Source organism: Aureispira sp. CCB-QB1 (assembly GCF_000724545.1).
Classification (GTDB): domain Bacteria; phylum Bacteroidota; class Bacteroidia; order Chitinophagales; family Saprospiraceae; genus Aureispira.
Map to the genome: position 1 here is coordinate 148,992 of NZ_JHBV01000039.1, position 17,121 is coordinate 166,112.

Below are 17,121 nucleotides of genomic sequence, written 5' to 3' on the forward strand. Positions count from 1 at the left end.
AGCAGAAGATACCGTTTAGGTAAGAGGAGCTAGGCTGATATTTTAGTCTAGCTCTTTTTTTTTGCGTTTTACAAGATTTGTCTAAGAAATGCTCCGATTAGAAGTAAGTGCTTCTTAGCTAGATTTTGAGATTTGTCTAAAATGAATTAAAACCAACAGAAGAATATAGAGGCAAGCACTAATCGTAATCAAACCAGAGATTTGATATTGGTAAATTAAGAAGGTAACGATTAAGTTCGTGGCACCTGCCAATAAAACTAGAGGTAGTGCTAACTTTTTAAAGTGATGAGCACCAAAAGCCACCCACACAATCAAAAACGGAACTAACATAAATAAAATACGGTCGTAGAGGTAAGGCCAAAAGAAGGGAAGCAAAAACCATCCTGTAACAAAGGTTAGGAATAATGCAGCGTAAATTTGCGTCCATTGGCGAAAAGCAATGTTTTTAAACAAACCAACTAAAAAAAGAAACCAATATAAATCTATTGTATGGTAACTTTGGGCAATAAAACTTTTCCAATAAAAGGCTGGTGGATCACTATGACCAAACTTAATCCAGTCCCAAATGGATATTCCCCAAATACTGTCAATTAGGTAGTTTCCAATTAAAAATGTGCCTAAAAAAAAACTTCCAAGGACAGCATAGATTGTTATTTTTATTTTAGGAGTATGATGAGGGTGGAGGAGGATCAAAAAGAAAGTAAACATGCCTGTAATAATAATAGATTCTTTGATAAAAAATCCGATTCCCATAAATCCCCCCAAGAAAGCGATATGTCTCCAAGAGAGTTTGGGAGAACAGAAACATTTTAGGCTCCACAAAACACCCCAAAGCATCCAAAACCAGCCTAATCCATCGGTAAGAATAGCTAATCCGTAGACTGCCATAGGTTGGCATAGAGTATAAGCAAGCATTGCCAAGTAAGCCAAATAGTCTTTAGAGGTAACAAAAAAAACTATTTTATACAATACAAAAGCACTCAACCAGTAGGCTAGAAGCTGCTGAATGAAAAAGCCATATTGGATGGGGATTTCAAAGAAATAGTATAGACAAGTTGGAATGAATAAGCTAAGTGGTTTGCTCAATCGAAATAAACGATCGGGCTGAGAGGACTCCCCAAGTAATAATTCAACTGCATTAATAAAACTTGGAGAATCTGTCTGAAAAAACATAAAATAAAACAAGCATATCGAAAAGACACTTGTTCCTAATAATGTAAAAATTAGCTGCGTTTTTGATATGGTAGCCTTAGACAAAGGTTTTAGTTTAGCAAGCTCTTGAATTGAGGATAACCTCCTTCGTCAACTTCTCCACTACAAGATAAAGAATCCTTTACATCATTAAAAAGATGAGAGGCATAATCGTTTGAAGACTGAGTGCGAGGAAATAATTGATACCAGTTAAGATTACTATTTCGGTTGTGAATAAACCAATCAGAGTAAGTTTGTACATCGTACCCCAGTTCACAAATCGCCTTTTCTGCTTCATCATCCAACAACTCAACAATACTCGTTTGATACGGTTCGTTTTCTAAAACATCCAAAATAGAACAAATATCAGCCCCTGACCCTGCATTAATTTTACCTCCTAAAGCTAAATCTAGTAAAAAGTTAGTAGAAAAACGTGCTTCTAATTTTTCGATATCATAACGATTCTTAGAACAAGCCATTAGATGTGCTAAAACAGGCGCAAATTGAGCTTCATAATTAATGTTTTTCAAAAAATCCTTGTACAAGTAAATATATCCTCCAGGAACCACAAAAGCACCAGTATAACCCGCCTTGTGAATCACACGAACCGTTGGAGTCGCAGAGGGGGAGAGAGCGTTGGATTGATTGGCACCTACTGTCAAAAAACCACTAGATCCATTGATAGATTGACTAATTTGATAAATATAATTATAAATAGCTGGATGAGACTGTTGATTGAGCAGGGAGAGGTCAGAGGAGGTGTCAATGTGAGTTAACAAAGCCCGATCGATGGCACGTCCAATATTGGCGTCGTCTTCAGAAGTAATGATATGTTTGGCTTCGACAGCTTCCTTTTCGCAACTAATTGTTAATAGGACAATAAAAAATGCAATTGTAGCAAAATAGAAATTACGCGTAAAAAAAAAGTTCATACTTATAAATTAAGTCTGTTGTATTCAACAATAGTTCGTTGAAAAACTTTATTTGATTGATAATCAATAAATTGAAGATTTATTGCGTTTTGTGTTAAGGTTTTGATTATCAAATTAATATAAATGTGTTTTTTTGTCTTTTTGGTAACTGAGCTTGCGATCTCACGAGCGTAGCGAGCTAAAAAAGTAAAAAATCAACGAACTACTAATTCAAGGTCTTTTTCATTAAAAAACGACAATCAAAAAACTAATCTACAGCCTACTGATTGTATACAGAATCTTTAAAAACAATTAGAATAATTGGGAGTTTATCTCTATCATTGTGTTATCATTTGGGGTAGTTTTGGGCAAATATACTATTTTATTGATATAGTGCAAATGCTTCAATAAATATACCACCTAACAACTATTTTACATTAATTACTGTTTTAGGTGTGTACTTTAACATTTTTGCAAGTCTTGATTCTAAATTAAACAATGGAAAATTCTCAGGAATTTATACAAATTTTTGGTGCCAAAGAGCACAATCTTCAAAACATAGATTTACGAATTCCACGCAACCAAATGGTTGTTATTACGGGGGTAAGTGGTAGCGGCAAATCTTCTCTAGCATTTGATACCATCTATGCAGAGGGGCAGCGGCGTTATATGGAAACTTTCTCTGCTTATGCCAGACAGTTTATTGGGGATATGGAACGACCTGATGTAGAAAAAATTACTGGACTGAGCCCTGTCATTGCAATTGAACAAAAAACAACAAGTAAAAATCCTCGATCAACAGTAGGAACTGTCACTGAAATTTATGATTTCTTGCGTTTGTTGTTTGCCCGTGCTGGAGAAGCTTATTCTTACAACACAGGCCAGAAAATGGTTCGTTATACAGAAGAGGAAATCCAAAATCATATTTTTGAAAACTTTGAGGGCAAAAAAGGAATGATCTTAGCTCCTTTGGTGCGTGCTAGAAAAGGACATTATCGAGAGCTTTTTGATCAAATGCGTAAGCAGGGCTTTTCAAAAATGCGTATTGATGGATTTATAATTGACCTTTCGCCAGGAATGCAAGTAGATCGCTATAAGGTTCATGATATTGAACTGGTTGTAGATCGTGTCGTAGTAGAAGAATCGAGGCGGGATCGTTTTGGGGCATCTATGCAAACGGCTTTGCGTTTGGGCAATGGGTTTATGATGTTCATGGATTATGAGACGGAGGAAGTGTTTCAATACAGCAAGCACTTGATGTGTGCCGAAACAGGACTTTCTTATGAAGAACCTTCACCCAATAGTTTTTCCTTTAATTCTCCTTATGGTGCTTGTCCCAATTGTAAGGGTTTGGGCTCTGTTCATGAAGTAGAGTACAAGCGCATTATACCAGACGATAGCAAAACAATCAATCAAATTGGTATATTGCCTTTGGGAGAAGTTCGAAATAATATGACGTTTAAGCAATTGCGTGCAATTGCCAAAAAATACGATTTTACATTTTCAACTCCTATCTCGGAATTATCAGAAGAAGCCTTGCATGTTATTTTGTATGGTGGAGATAATACATTTGAGGCTCGAAAGTTTGGAAAGGAAGAGTTTTCGCACAATTTAGCAAAAGAGGGGTTGATTCAGATGTTGAAACGTTATTACAAAGAATCTACATCTGAAAAGATTCGCCGTTGGGCAGAAGAATTTATGGTGGTAGCGCCTTGTTCGGAATGTGATGGAACGCGTTTAAAAAAACAAGCCTTGTTCTTTAAGGTTGCCGAAAAAAATATTTCAGAGTTAGCACAAATGGACATCCAAAATTTATACGATTGGGTGGGCTCTATAGGTGATCAACTCTCTACTCGTCAAATGGCGATTGCTAAAGATATTTTGAAAGAATTGCGCTTGCGTTTAGGCTTCTTACTAGATGTTGGGCTAGATTATTTGAGCTTAAACCGTCCTGCTAGAACGTTATCAGGAGGAGAGTCTCAACGGATTCGATTGGCAACGCAAATTGGGTCTCAATTAACAGGGATTACATATATCTTAGATGAGCCTAGTATTGGGTTGCATCAGCGTGATAATGAACAGCTAATTAAAGCATTGAGAGACTTGACGGATATAGGGAATACGGTCTTAGTGGTAGAGCACGACAAAGACATTATGATGGCAGCTGATTATTTGATTGATTTAGGACCTCTTGCAGGAAAATTAGGAGGAGAGGTAGTGGCAGCTGGAAAACCAGAAGAGTTTTTAACTAAAAGTAGTATTACAGCTACTTATTTGAATAATACAGAAAAGATAGAAGTTCCCAAAGAGCGTCGCAAGGGGACAGGAGACGAGATTGTTTTGAAAGGGGCGACAGGAAATAACTTAAAGTCTGTTGATTTAACCATACCTCTAGGAAAATTTGTTTGTATTACAGGGGTTTCAGGTAGTGGTAAATCGACTTTAGTGAACGAAACTTTGTATCCTATTCTGAGGCAACATTTTTACAATAGCTTGAAAAAGCCAATGCCTTATGAACAAATAACAGGAATCGAGCACGTCGATAAAGTGATAGAAATTGACCAAGCGCCAATTGGTCGTACCCCTCGTTCTAATCCTGCGACATACATTGGTGTTTTTGATAATATTAGAAAGTTATTTTCTAGCACGCCAGAGTCTAAAATTAGAGGTTACAAGCCTGGTCGATTCTCCTTTAATGTAAAAGGAGGGCGTTGTGAGGTTTGTGGTGGTTCTGGCAAACGTGTGATTGAAATGCAGTTTTTGCCAAATGTAGAGGTAGAGTGTGAGAACTGTAGTGGTAAGCGTTACAATAGAGAAACTTTAGAAATTTTATACGCAGGACAGTCAATTAATGATATCTTGGATATGACGGTTGATGAAGCAACTGATTTCTTTGTAAAAGTTCCTCGAATTCATCAATATATTAGCACGTTGCAAATGGTCGGCTTGGGATACATCACCTTGGGGCAGTCTGCTACAACGCTTTCAGGAGGTGAAGCGCAACGTATAAAGTTGGCGAAAGAGTTGGCCAAAAAAGATACAGGAAATACCTTGTATATCTTGGATGAACCTACTACTGGATTGCACTTTTCTGATATTAAATTACTACTTGGTGTATTGGATGAGTTGGTCGATAGAGGAAATACCATTGTTGTAATTGAGCATAATATGGACGTTATCAAAATGGCAGACTATATTATTGATATTGGACCAGAAGGAGGGAAACGAGGTGGAACGGTGGTGGTTGAAGGAACTCCTGAGGTTGTTGCGGCTCATCCAACTAGCCACACAGGGCGATTTCTTAAATTAGAACTATAAGAATTAAGACATTTATCTTATTCGTGGACAAAAACTCTTTCTAAGGTTGTACTTAGGAAGAGTTTTTATTTTTTGAGTACTTAAGGATTTAATTGCTCTTTGGAGAAAATTTAAAGTGTTAAAAAAAAATACAGAAGGAGGTCCCTAAGAGCTATTTAAAAGCTTATAATATTTTGGAAATTAGATTTTTGCACCTTATAAAACGTTGAGGTTTAATTTAATAGTTAAATTTTTTGGCTGTTGATTTTAACAGAAAATATTCTTAAAGCGTCATTCTATTATCCTATTTTGGGACAAATAGTGCAAAGACTTGAATCACTAAAGTGCATCTAGATTCAATTTCTTTCGCTATGACAACAATCATATTTTTTAAATTCCAAAAAAGTTTAACAGAATGAAAAATGCAGATCCAATTCCGCAGAAAATGCAGGGATTGCTCTTCGGAGTATTCCTATTTGTTTTAATTCCAGGACTTTCAATTTATTATTTTGCTACAGGACAAGCCGAGGTAACTTGGTTTTGGGTAGGTGTCGGCTTAGTTTGCTGGTACTTGCAGATGGTAGGAGTATTAATTGGATACCACCGTTACTTTTCGCACAAATCCTTTGAGACAGGACCCGTTATGCGCTTTGTACTTGGTTTTCTAGGGTGTATTAGTGGTCAAAAAGGGCCTATTTTTTGGGCTTGTCATCATCGTTTTCATCACAATAGTTGTGAAGAAGATCATGATGTTCATTCCCCTTATACCTATGGTAATTTAAAAGGCTTTAATCTTGTAAAAGGCTTTTTATGGTCTCATTTTTTACATTTAGTAGAAAATGGTCCTATGCCAGTAGAAGATAAGTGGGTAAGAGATTTACTCAAACAACCTGAGGTTGTCTTTTTAGAAAAACAAGCAACGCTTATTTACTATTTGTTTGGTTTAGCAACTTACCTTTTAGGAGGTATAAATGGGTTAGTTTGGGGCTTTTTCTTGCCTTCTTTCCTTTCATGGAACTGTGTTATGTTGGTCAATTCAGCCGTACATATTTGGGGCGCACGTCCATATATTTCTAAATTGGCACCTAATTGTAATGCTAGAAATATTTGGTGGTTATCGATCCCTATGTTAGGCGATAACTGGCACAACAATCACCATGCTGATATGAACAGTGCTAGAGCTGGCTTTTACTGGTGGCAGTTGGATTTGAACTATTGTCTTATTTGGTGTATGAGCAAAGTTGGATTGGTTTGGAATGTCAGACAGCCCGATTGGAAAAACTTAAAAGACATGGAAAATCAAGATAAAGATTCCGAAAAAGCATTTTTAGTAGAGTTAGATAAAAAAGAGAAAGGCAAAAAAGAGCAAGAACCAAGTTTGGTTAATTAACGAGTAGTTGAAACAACTTGATGTTGCAAACCACATTTTTTTTGCAAAAAAAACAAAAACGCTTTGCCGATTCAATTTTTGGCAAAGCGTTTTTCATTCAGGTTAAACGAGTAAAAATAGCAAATTACGATCTATTTTAATAAGACTCGATAATCATTGGCACGAGTACCATCTAGTTTAACCATGATACCATATACTTTGCGTTTGGTGTTAAAATCAGCTACTTTGAAGAGATTAATAATTTCATCTTTTTTTGCATCTGAAAATATTTGAACCCACATCGAGTTGGGATTAGATTGATTGGCTGCATCAATAGTTTCCAATGCTTTTAAGACCGCTGTAAGTCCTTTCTCGGTTTGATCTTCTTGAGCAATTCTATCCAAACCTAGCATATAATATTGATACATAGCACGACGCATATCTTGCATACGAGGGCTTAGTAAGTTTTCGATAATCCAATAGCGACTTCTATTCACAATTCCACCACTTCCAGCTGTCCAGCCATCAGCGGTACCTCGTGGAACGGCATTTAGTATATCTTGTGCTTTTTGTAAGTGATCTTCTCCACCCAATTCAGAAAATGAATCGTAGTCCATGCCTAAAATTACATAAGCATAAAACGCTAGGGTAGAAGTAAGGTTAGAGGTAAACGTATTTTCAGAAAAATCTAATCGTTCGTATTCCCCATAAGTGAATTTAAATTGTTTGTCTAAGTTTTGAAACAAAACAGAGTTGTAGCCACTATTATAAACAGGACGACTGGCTTGAATTGTCATTTGCCCTTCAAAATCTGTTTGAGAAAGCTCTTTGTCAATTGTAATAACAATATTTAATTCAATGCGTTCTTCGGGTTCAAAGTTATCTTCTACCCAATTTCGTGTATTCATGAATTCTTCAATGGCTGTTTCTAAATTTCTAAAAATTTTAGGATCTACCGATTGAATTTTAGGTGTATTAATCGTCACCTGAGTATTAAAGTCTTGAGCAGTAGCGGAAAAACTTAGGCAAGTTGCCAAGAACAAACCACTTAATTTTTGTATTAATCTCATTTATTTTTAATTGTATGTTATGATCTTACCAAATCAACTTTATTATAACAATAATCCGACAAAATAGAAAGCAACCGCTTGCAGAACTTGTCAGAGAGTCAAGACTAGAATAGTTGCCTGCTTACTTGGGATGTTTACTATAAAGAACGCAAAAAGTTATAGGGAATTGAGTCTACTTTGTGTATTTAACAAGATTTTTAGTCTTTATCTAATAATTGAATCACTTTTTGGGTAATATCAGCAGCAACTTCTAGCTTTGTTTTTAGACTTTGGTGTGCAATACTACCATCTTGCCCCAAAAAAGTCACCTTATTGGTATCATGTCCAAATCCTGCTCCTTTATCAGATAGGTCGTTTAAAACAATAAAGTCAAAATTCTTTTTGGTTAGTTTGCGTTGAGCATTTTCAACAGCATTATTGGTTTCTAAAGCAAATCCAACCATAATTTGATGGGCTTGTTTTTGTTGCCCTAGTGTTGCTGCAATATCTGTCGTTCTTTTGAGTTCAATATTTAAGTCTCCTTCCTTTTTCTTTAATTTATGATCTGCTTTTGTTTTGGGCGTATAATCCGCTACTGCCGCTGCAAGAATAGTTACATCGGCAGTTGGAAAGTAAGTAGCGGCGGCTTGGTACATTTCTTCAGCAGACCGCACAGGAATTCGCTCTACAGCGGGATGATTGGGAAGAATTGATGTGGCACCACTAACAAGAATCACACGAGCACCTTGCTGCGCCATTTTGTCTGCAATTGCTGTACCCATTTTTCCTGTAGAATGATTGGTAATGAATCGTACAGGATCAATTGCCTCTTGAGTAGGACCTGATGTAATTAAAACTACTTTACCTGCTAAAGTATTTGTAGTATCTCGTTGAACGAAAAAGCTTTCTAAGTGGGAGAGAATTGCTTCAGGTTCTGACATTCTTCCTTTTCCAACCAAGCCACTAGCCAACTCTCCATCTTCAACAGGCAATAAGTGATGCCCAAAGTTGAGCAATTTTTGTACATTATGCTGAGTTGCAGGATGCACCCACATATCTAAATCCATCGCTGGAGCAATAAAAACAGGGCAACGACTAGATAAATAAGCAGCCAACAGCATATTATCGCAAAGTCCGTTGGCCATTTTTGCTAAGGTGTTAGCCGTTGCTGGAGCAATCAGCATGGCATCCGCCCATAGTCCTAGTTCTACGTGATTGTTCCATGCCTCGTCAGAGCTGACATCGCTATACACGGGATTTTTGGAAAGTGTAGAAAGAGTTAATGGAGTAATAAAGCCTTGTGCAGCAGGTGTCATGATAACTTTAACTTCTGCTTTTGCTTTGACCAACAAACGAACCAAGGTGGCAATTTTGTAAGCAGCAATACTACCTGAAACAGCGACTAAAATTTTTTTTCCTAAGAGCATTATTTGATGTTAATATCCAAATTAAACAAAAAAATCCTGACAACTAACAGGTAATTATCAGGACTATATCTTACAATAAACAAACTGTTTACTATTCTTCTGTATTTTTAACTTCCTTAAATCTATGGTAAACCTTGCCATCAAAAAACTCGTGGAGAGCAATGATACTAGGGTTTGGTAAACGCTCATAGAATTTAGAAATTTCGATTTGCTCTTTGTTTTCGTGAATCTCTTCTAAAGTATCCGTAGTAGAAGCAAATTCATCTAATTTTGCATGCAACTCTTTTTTCAAATCAACACCAATTTGGTCCGCACGACGCGCAATGATATTTAGAGATTGATAGATGTTACCACCACCAAGCGCTGAAATTTCATCTGAATTACGAGCAACAATATAAGGATTGATGCCTTGTGCTTTTTGTTTGATTTCGTTATTTCTGTTAATGTTCATTGCGTATTTTTTTGATTTTGTTATTGGCAGTTTCGTAAATGGTATCTACTTCTTTTATGTATTCGCTCTCACTATGTCTTTTCTTAAAATCGACACAAGCTTTCATTGTTTCTTCGTAACGTTCTATTTGTTTTGAAAGAACAGATTGTTGCGCATATTTCAAAGATGAACGAATAACCATATAACGGATGTATTCTCCTTCTTTAGTATCTGGGTAATCAATTAATAAGTTTTTAAACGTATACGTAGCCGCTTTATAGTGTTTGCGTTTGTAGTACCCTTTGGCACTATCCAAAGCTTTTAATTCTAGTTTGGCTCTTAATAAGTCAATTCGCTCATTGGAGGCAGATACCTTATCGCTATTGGGATAGGTGTTGACAAATACTTGCAAACCTTCTATGGCACTTTCTGTATCTTCTTGTGTTAACCTAAAATTAGGAGACAATTTGTAATAAGAATCTGCACTCATGAATAAGGCTTCTTCAGCATATTCTCCATTGGGAAATGTTGTCGAAAATTGTTTGAAGTAGTAAGAAGCAAAAGAATAGTTTTTTAAGTGATAATGCGTATAAGCATAATAAAAATAAACTTTCTCTGCTTTATCTGTCAATCGAACAATTCCAATCAAATCCTCTAATAGATATTGAGCTTTTAACCATTCTTCGGCTTCATAAAACTCAAAAGCCTTTGTTAGCTTTAAATCATTGTCGCTAGATAAACGCAACTTTTCGTAACTACTTTTGCAACTTGAAAAAAGAAGCATTAGTACGAGTAAACCATTAATTAATATTCCTTTCTGTTTTAGCATAGCTGCAAATGTACGGTTTTTATACGGTTTTTGAATGAAAATTGCCAGTTTTTTAACAAAAATCTGATTTTTTTTGAGCAATTACTTACCTAGATTAAGTGATTGCTCAACTTTAAATGTAACACTAGTGCGCTTGAAGGTTGTATTAGGTTGATAATTAGTAGTCTACTTTTTAAGTGTGTAGCTTTTAAAACGTTTGATTAACAATTAAATACAAGCTGGTTTTTATTAAAAACTAAAAATAAGCGAACTAAGTAATCGTTCATAAAAAATTATAGGCAAAATAGAATTCTTTTTGCACTGTTCTTCATCAAAAAATCTCGTTTTAGCCCGCTACCACGAAGTAGCACCGCAGGTAAAACTTCAATTCTTTTCTTTGAACAGCACTAAAAACAATTACATTTTTAACTATACTTTTTTCTGTCCACTTACTTATTGATGAATACCTGTTAGTATAACTAAAATAGAAAACGGAAGAATAAACCAATGGGTTGGTTTTAATTGTTTTGGTTGTATTGTTATTTAGTCTTCGAAATCATCATCATCTCCTAATTCTAACTTGGCACCTGCCAACTCCGATAAGCTATGCGTATCGCCAGCTTCTCTTGCTTTTTGCATGCCTTTTTTGTAGGTGAAAAATGCCTTAGCATCTTGTCCTAGTTGTTCGTATAATTTGCCAAGGTGATAGTAAGTGCCAACATAATCAGGAACATGATGTTCAAGCTCTAAGTAATATTTTAATGCATTATCTTGATCGTTCAAGCCTTCGTATTCTTTGGCAATAGCGAAAAGGAGAAATGGTTCTTTTGGACTAGCTTTCAAAAAGCCCATCAATTGTTCCAGTCTTTGACTGCTCATGATTTAGTTGTTTTTTTATGTAAGTGAGATTTCAAAATTCAATACAAAATATGATTTAAACAAATCCTGCCTTCTTGCTGAACCCAATTAGTATTTATACAATAGTTAAGGATGCTTCTACTGTGGTAATTGTAGAAACAGACAGTAACTGTTAGAGGGAAATAGCTGTTAAAAAGAAGGACAAAGATAAACTAAATACGTAGGAAGAGGAATTTATTCTGATTTTTTACAAGCCATCATTTTATTCCAACAACCTACCACTTTGGGGCTTCAGATAAGTATTTAAAAGCATATCCGACTAAGAAAGTACTACTGAGGATCAGTTGGTAATAAAAGACAATCAATAGTTTTAAAGTTATAGTTGGCATCAAATGTTAATTCGCAGGCACGTCCAGCACCAATAGAATCGTATGTGAAATTACCACTAGTAGATTGGATGCCATCATCCATAATATCCACGATGTATTTATTGTCCATTTTTTCTACCTCAATAACAAAAAATCCAATCTTTTGACCTGTTTTTTGGGTGCTGTAATTTTGCAATTCTTTTTTTGTTTTGGGAACAATAGTAGCACTGCCAATTTTCTTTGAGACATTTTGATAAATAGATTTATCTGCTACCTCTATAATGAATTCCGAAGGAACAATTTTAAACGTAGTTTTCATTTCCTTTAAATATTGTTCAATAGCAGCATTTAATAATTTAGCATCAGGTTTGGAGATGGTTTGACCAAAGCTTAATGTGGTTGTAATTAATAGAAACAGCAAGAGAGATGATGTTTTCATAGTTATTGGTTTTGTATTTTAAATAATAGTAGCTAGGTGCAGCTATTGCGTAGTACTTTGCGAGCGTTGCACAGTTGAGAATCAAAAAATAGTGCAAAATGCCACAAAATGGCAATTTACGGTTTATAAATCATTGAGCTTAATACAAAATGATTGCCAATCTAAAAGTATTTAATAGAACGATGTTATTGGGTAGGAATGATTTAGTTGTGTTAAAACATAAAAAAAACTACTAAATCTCTAAAGAAACCTAGTAGTTGGATGTTATTATAGTGTGTGGTATAATAATACCTACAATATAGATAAAAAAGTTAATTTAGCCCCAAACTCTCTCTTTAATTTTGTTTTTTGGACATAAAAATGAAAACTATGCAAAAAATAACAAACATTCCAACATTAGAACAGATACAAGCAGCACACAAAGCAATAATGCCCTATGTCCATTATACACCAGTATTGACCAACTCTAGTATTAATGAGATGATAGGGGCGTCGCTTTATTTTAAGTGTGAAAATTTTCAAAAAATTGGTGCATTTAAAATGCGTGGGGCAACTTGTGCAGCATTAGCCTTAGATGAAGAGGAAAAAAAGAGTGGCATTGCAACACATTCTTCAGGAAATCACGCACAGGCTGTTGCTTTGACAGCACAGCTACACGGGCTTAAATCGTATGTGGTTATGCCAGCAACAGCACCCACAATCAAAAAGAATGCAACAAGAGGGTATGGGGCAAATGTAACCATTTGTGAGCCGACCATAGAGAGTAGGCAAAATACTTTGAGTAAAATCATAGCCGAAACAGGAGCAACATTTATTCCCTCTTACGATCATTATAATGTAATTGCAGGGCAAGCAACGGTTGCTAAAGAATTGATCGAAACTATAGAGGCTTTGGATGTGGTTATGGCACCTGTAGGAGGTGGTGGATTGATGAGTGGAACGGCATTAAGTACCCATTATCTATTGCCTAATGCACAAGTTATCGGCGCAGAGCCAGAGGTAGTTGATGACGCTTATCAGTCTTTTCAATCAGGGACAAAACAAAAACATACAGGGGCTTCTTCTGTTGCGGATGGTTTGTTGACGAATATAAGCGACCGAACATTTGAAATTATCAAAAAATACGTAACGGACATTATTACAGTAAGTGAAGAAGAGATTGTGGCAGCAATGCGACTAATTTGGGAGCGTATGAAAATTATTGTAGAACCTTCTTCTTCGGTTCCTTTGGCTGCAATTTTGAAACAAAAAGAACGTTTTAAAGGGAAGAGGATTGGAGTTATTTTAACAGGTGGTAATGTAGATGTCAATCAATTGCCTTTTTAAGTGTATAGACAGAAGAAGTGATTACTTAATACTATATTGTTTTTATGAGGAATTATCTGCGGTTTTTTGTGCTTATCGGAATTGCTTTGGTATTGGTGGCTTGCCCAATCAAAAATGAGCGGTTGCCCAAATTTGCACTCCCTATTGAATTACCAGTAATGCCAAGTTCTATCGTTCAAATTCCTTTGGTTTTAAAATCGAAGGACTTGAAGCAAGCATTTTATCAGCACTTCCCCAACCCTGTATTAGAAGGAAAAACCGAGGAGTTGAAGTTGCAGTTGTCAGGGCGAAAAAAAGAGACCGATAAGAATTTTTTAGACAAACTAGCGAGTCCTTTGTTGAAATGGGTAGACAAAACATTTTATGTTTCTTCTAAATTAGCGTATGCGCTCGATTTGTCAAAATATGATTTTTGGTTTGAAGGCGATCAATTTTATGCAGATGTATTGTTAGATGCTAGAACGACCATGCAGCTTAGAAATGAAGCCAAAATTTTGAATGAAAACATTCGATTAAACGGCGATTTGAATTGCCCAATGCAAGTGCGTGTGGTATTAAATGGCAAAATTGAATTGACTAAAGAGGCAAGTATTAACATCCTCTTGAATGACGATGATGCAAAAATAAAATTTCAAAAGGTTTGTTCCTCTAAGGCAATTCAAAACATAGATTTTCCTGAGTTGTTACGTCCCATTGTAGAACCAGTGAAAAGGCGGATTAGCAAGACAATTAATAAAATTATCACACAGCAACTACAACGCCTATTAAATCATGATCAAACAGGGAGCTATTTGAGTTTTAAAGAAAAAATTGACGCTGCTGCTTGGCAACTAGGCAAACCCTATGAACTTACGCAAGGCATTTGGTTGGTGCCCAAAGTAGAACAAGTATTTGTATCGCCTGTATATGGTGTAGGGTTGGGCGTAGAAAATCGCTTGGAATTCTGCATTGGGGTAAAAGCAAAACCTGTTGTCACTTTGGCAGAAAAAGCCCCTAATGTAGTGATTCCTAAGGAAGTAAATTTTGCTGTAAATCGTTATCCTTCAGGGACTTTGGTTTGTGTGAATGGAAGTGTGCCTTTGACGTATGCTGCTAAAGAAGCACAAATATTTTTAAAAAACTATGTCGATCAGAATTATGCGCAACATGGCTATACGATTGGAAACGTTTCAATTTATCCTAATGGCAATAGAGCGGCTATTGCCATAGAGGTTTTGAAAGCTAAAAACAACCAATTGAAAGCGACTCTTTATCTTTCTGGTGTTCCAAAGTATGATACCTCCACACAAGAAGTGTATTTAAGTGATTTAAAATTCACAACCCAATCTAAAAATATACTACTTCAAGTAGGAGAGTGGTTGATGCACCCTAAAATTATGAAACAACTCAAAGAAAACCTTCGGTTTGGTATTTCAAGTGAATTAAAAAGGTTGCAAAAAGAATTAAATTACTTTCAGATAGAGGAACATATGGGAACCTTAACAGGTCGTTTCCCTACTTTGGATGTGCAAGAAATTTTTATTAGCGAGCATTACTTTGAAGTGTATTTACAAGCAGAAGGAGCTTTAGATTTTAAGATTAAATGGCAATAGGTTGGGAGTAAAAAAACGTTGGTTTTTGTCAAGAAAAATACAAAAACCAACGTTGGGAAGAGTGGCATCAATAAACTCCATTAAGCCATAGGATATTCCAATTCTTCCAAATGTAAAAAATCAATCATGACGGTCAATTTTTTACTGTATTTATCTCTATGATTAAAACCGCAATCTTGTAAGCCTTTGATAAAACTAGGCAAGTCGTCAATTGCAATTTCTTTTAAGGGAGCATAACGCTCCATGTTGAACATATTGATATAGTAATCAAAACATTCGTCTAGAGATGAAAAATCTCTGTAACCTGCTTTCCCATTTTTATAAATGCGTATGCCCAAGTGATTGTTCTTTTTTTGTGCATAAACACTACGACCATAACCTGTTTCTAAACAAGCAATAGCAATAGTTATAGGAGCTGGAATCGATTGCTCTTTTTGAGCCTTGATGGCATAAGGATAAATTTTCTCAACATATTCCCTAGCATGATCAATTGTAATGACAGAGAAATCAGGAATAAATTCCTCGATAGGCTCTGGTGCTAAATTTTCTTCTACTCCAGAAGCAGGGATAGCTTCTGTGTGTTGTGTGTGTGTTGCCACACAAATCGCCAATGCTGCAAATAGATGCTTCATAACGGAAAAAGTACGGTAACATTACCCAAAAGGTTTCTGAAAAGAAAAAATGTTTATGTACTTGATTTACCTTAGTATGTTTCTTTGTTCCGAGCTTGTAAAGCATTGATTTGAAATCAAATTCAATTGCTTTAAGGTAAATATAGTTGTATTTTTAGTTAACAAAACTACAAGCTTTGTCTGTAAAAGACCGTTTTTACTTTTAGCAATAATTATGCCTTTTGTGTAAGTTGTTGATTTGTAGTTATTTGTGTTTGTTTTGTGTCTTCCTTGTAACAAAAGAATAGAAGTTATTGATTTGTTAAGAAAACCTTATTTTATAAGGTAAAAGAAAGAGAATCGAAATTTTTATTTGTTTGGGAAAAATCTATTTTTTGACAAATGGATGGTTCTATTCTGACAGATTGGGTTCTAATTTGGAACAAAAGTCTCAAAATGAGTTTTTTTATCTCCATCTGACAGGCATTGGATAGGCAACGTATAATCATCAATAGTACCACTTGCTAAGGCGCTTGTTTTGATCGTTATCGTGCTAAAAAGAAGCATTACCTTGTGTCAATACTGTGTGGTAAAATAAAAAAATCTACAACCACATGATGCGATCCATAGTAGGAGCCCCGCTAAGTATGATTGTTGGTAAGTTTCTTATGGAAAAATAATCCGTTTTTTATTATGAAAATGAGAATATATAGCTGTTTAAGTTTGTTTGTGACAGTTCTTTTTTTGGGAAATTCGTGTCAAACTAAGAGAGAGGGTAAAGTTTATAGAGTAGAAGAACGATTAGTAAGAGATACTGTTTATTTGTCAATGCCAAGGAGAGACTGGCAAAAAGATTTTGGTTTGAGTCATAATCCTAATGAAGATACAATTTTGGGAAATCCAGCGAGTATGTATCTAAATAATGTTCATTGTTCAGGATTAGCAAAGGCTTTTTATTATGGGCAATACAAACCAACCGATGACTTTATAACACCCGAATTATTAAATTTAGCCTTGACAGAACAAGATAGTTTGAGACCATTTTATCTTTGGTGTTTGAGTAAAACAATTCTTATATCTGATGGTGCACTTGGAGAATATATAGGCTCTCCTGCCAGAGCATTTATAGAGCAGTATCCCAAAGCATTTTTTGAACTGATGGATAAGGAAAACTCGCCCCAGTTGTATAACAAATGGGTTAGTGGTATTCGTTATAGCGGTCTGCTTGATTTCTACTATACAGATAAACGCTTTTCCCGTTCGGAAATTCAGCAAATATTAGAAAAAGAGATGCTAAAAAATTGCGTGTCGTGTTCTGCTCAAATAAAGCAAAGAATTAGTCGTTTGACGAAGGATATAGTGGCGGTAGAGTAGCTTGTTGAGGAGACGAATAAACTCAAATTTTTTTAATTTGTTCTTCTTTGAGTTGTCCTTGTTTTTGGGGG

Annotated in this window: 14 protein-coding genes; 5 read left to right on the forward strand and 9 right to left on the reverse strand. The window is 35.6% G+C overall.

Translation table 11 applies throughout. The features are described 5' to 3' along the window. Nucleotides 1-114: 114 nt before the first annotated feature. Both CG11_RS19945 and CG11_RS19950 read right to left on the reverse strand, forming a co-directional pair. On the reverse strand, nucleotides 115-1,173 hold the full coding sequence (locus CG11_RS19945; RefSeq protein WP_052598604.1) for a hypothetical protein: 1,059 nt from the start codon (nucleotides 1,171-1,173) through the stop codon (nucleotides 115-117). An 89-nt stretch (nucleotides 1,174-1,262) separates the two neighbouring features. Then, a complete protein-coding gene (locus tag CG11_RS19950) occupies nucleotides 1,263-2,123 on the reverse strand; it encodes a M48 family metalloprotease (RefSeq protein ID WP_052598605.1) in 861 nt (286 codons plus the stop codon). Between the two features lie 477 nt (nucleotides 2,124-2,600). Between CG11_RS19950 and uvrA the strand changes: the two genes are divergently transcribed. Both uvrA and CG11_RS19960 read left to right on the forward strand, forming a co-directional pair. Beyond that, entirely contained in the window at nucleotides 2,601-5,420 is a 2,820-nt protein-coding gene (gene uvrA, locus CG11_RS19955; RefSeq protein WP_052598606.1) for an excinuclease ABC subunit UvrA, read from the forward strand. 394 nt (nucleotides 5,421-5,814) lie between these two features. Further along, nucleotides 5,815-6,789: a fatty acid desaturase gene (locus CG11_RS19960; RefSeq protein ID WP_052598607.1), complete on the forward strand. Its 975-nt coding sequence runs from the start codon at nucleotides 5,815-5,817 to the stop codon at nucleotides 6,787-6,789. A 131-nt stretch (nucleotides 6,790-6,920) separates the two neighbouring features. On the opposite strand, the gene CG11_RS19965 is transcribed toward CG11_RS19960, so the two are convergent. The 6 genes from CG11_RS19965 to CG11_RS19990 all read right to left on the reverse strand — a co-directional run bounded on the left by CG11_RS19965 (nucleotide 6,921) and on the right by CG11_RS19990 (nucleotide 12,147). Beyond that, entirely contained in the window at nucleotides 6,921-7,838 is a 918-nt protein-coding gene (locus tag CG11_RS19965) for a DUF4835 family protein (protein ID WP_052598608.1), read from the reverse strand. 197 nt (nucleotides 7,839-8,035) lie between these two features. Beyond that, nucleotides 8,036-9,244, reverse strand: coding sequence for a bifunctional phosphopantothenoylcysteine decarboxylase/phosphopantothenate--cysteine ligase CoaBC (gene coaBC / locus CG11_RS19970; RefSeq protein WP_052598609.1), 1,209 nt, complete (start codon nucleotides 9,242-9,244; stop codon nucleotides 8,036-8,038). A gap of 91 nt (nucleotides 9,245-9,335) precedes the next feature. Next, nucleotides 9,336-9,695, reverse strand: a complete 360-nt coding sequence (locus tag CG11_RS19975) for a DNA-directed RNA polymerase subunit omega (RefSeq protein ID WP_052598610.1) — start codon at nucleotides 9,693-9,695, stop codon at nucleotides 9,336-9,338. After that, nucleotides 9,685-10,503 (reverse strand): outer membrane protein assembly factor BamD, encoded by an 819-nt coding sequence (locus CG11_RS19980; protein WP_052598710.1) that lies wholly within the window; start codon nucleotides 10,501-10,503, stop codon nucleotides 9,685-9,687. Before CG11_RS19980 ends, CG11_RS19975 begins: the two co-directional genes overlap by 11 nt. 522 nt (nucleotides 10,504-11,025) lie before the next feature. After that, the gene (locus tag CG11_RS19985) at nucleotides 11,026-11,361 is read right to left on the reverse strand and encodes a lipopolysaccharide assembly protein LapB (protein WP_052598611.1); all 336 of its coding nucleotides are present in this window, start codon (nucleotides 11,359-11,361) and stop codon (nucleotides 11,026-11,028) included. A gap of 309 nt (nucleotides 11,362-11,670) precedes the next feature. After that, entirely contained in the window at nucleotides 11,671-12,147 is a 477-nt protein-coding gene (locus tag CG11_RS19990) for a hypothetical protein (protein ID WP_052598612.1), read from the reverse strand. A gap of 369 nt (nucleotides 12,148-12,516) precedes the next feature. On the opposite strand from CG11_RS19990, the gene CG11_RS19995 reads away from it, so the two are divergent. Both CG11_RS19995 and CG11_RS20000 read left to right on the forward strand, forming a co-directional pair. Next, nucleotides 12,517-13,473, forward strand: a complete 957-nt coding sequence (locus CG11_RS19995) for a threonine/serine dehydratase (RefSeq protein WP_052598711.1) — start codon at nucleotides 12,517-12,519, stop codon at nucleotides 13,471-13,473. Nucleotides 13,474-13,517: 44 nt separating this feature from the next. Continuing rightward, entirely contained in the window at nucleotides 13,518-15,065 is a 1,548-nt protein-coding gene (locus tag CG11_RS20000) for a DUF4403 family protein (RefSeq protein ID WP_052598613.1), read from the forward strand. 80 nt (nucleotides 15,066-15,145) lie between these two features. Here the strand turns inward: CG11_RS20000 and CG11_RS20005 are convergent, their stop codons facing one another. Beyond that, nucleotides 15,146-15,697, reverse strand: coding sequence for a glucosaminidase domain-containing protein (locus CG11_RS20005; RefSeq protein WP_052598614.1), 552 nt, complete (start codon nucleotides 15,695-15,697; stop codon nucleotides 15,146-15,148). A gap of 672 nt (nucleotides 15,698-16,369) precedes the next feature. Here CG11_RS20005 and CG11_RS20010 point away from each other — a divergent pair. Further along, entirely contained in the window at nucleotides 16,370-17,050 is a 681-nt protein-coding gene (locus CG11_RS20010; protein ID WP_052598615.1) for a hypothetical protein, read from the forward strand. The last annotated feature ends 71 nt before the right edge of the window (nucleotides 17,051-17,121 follow it).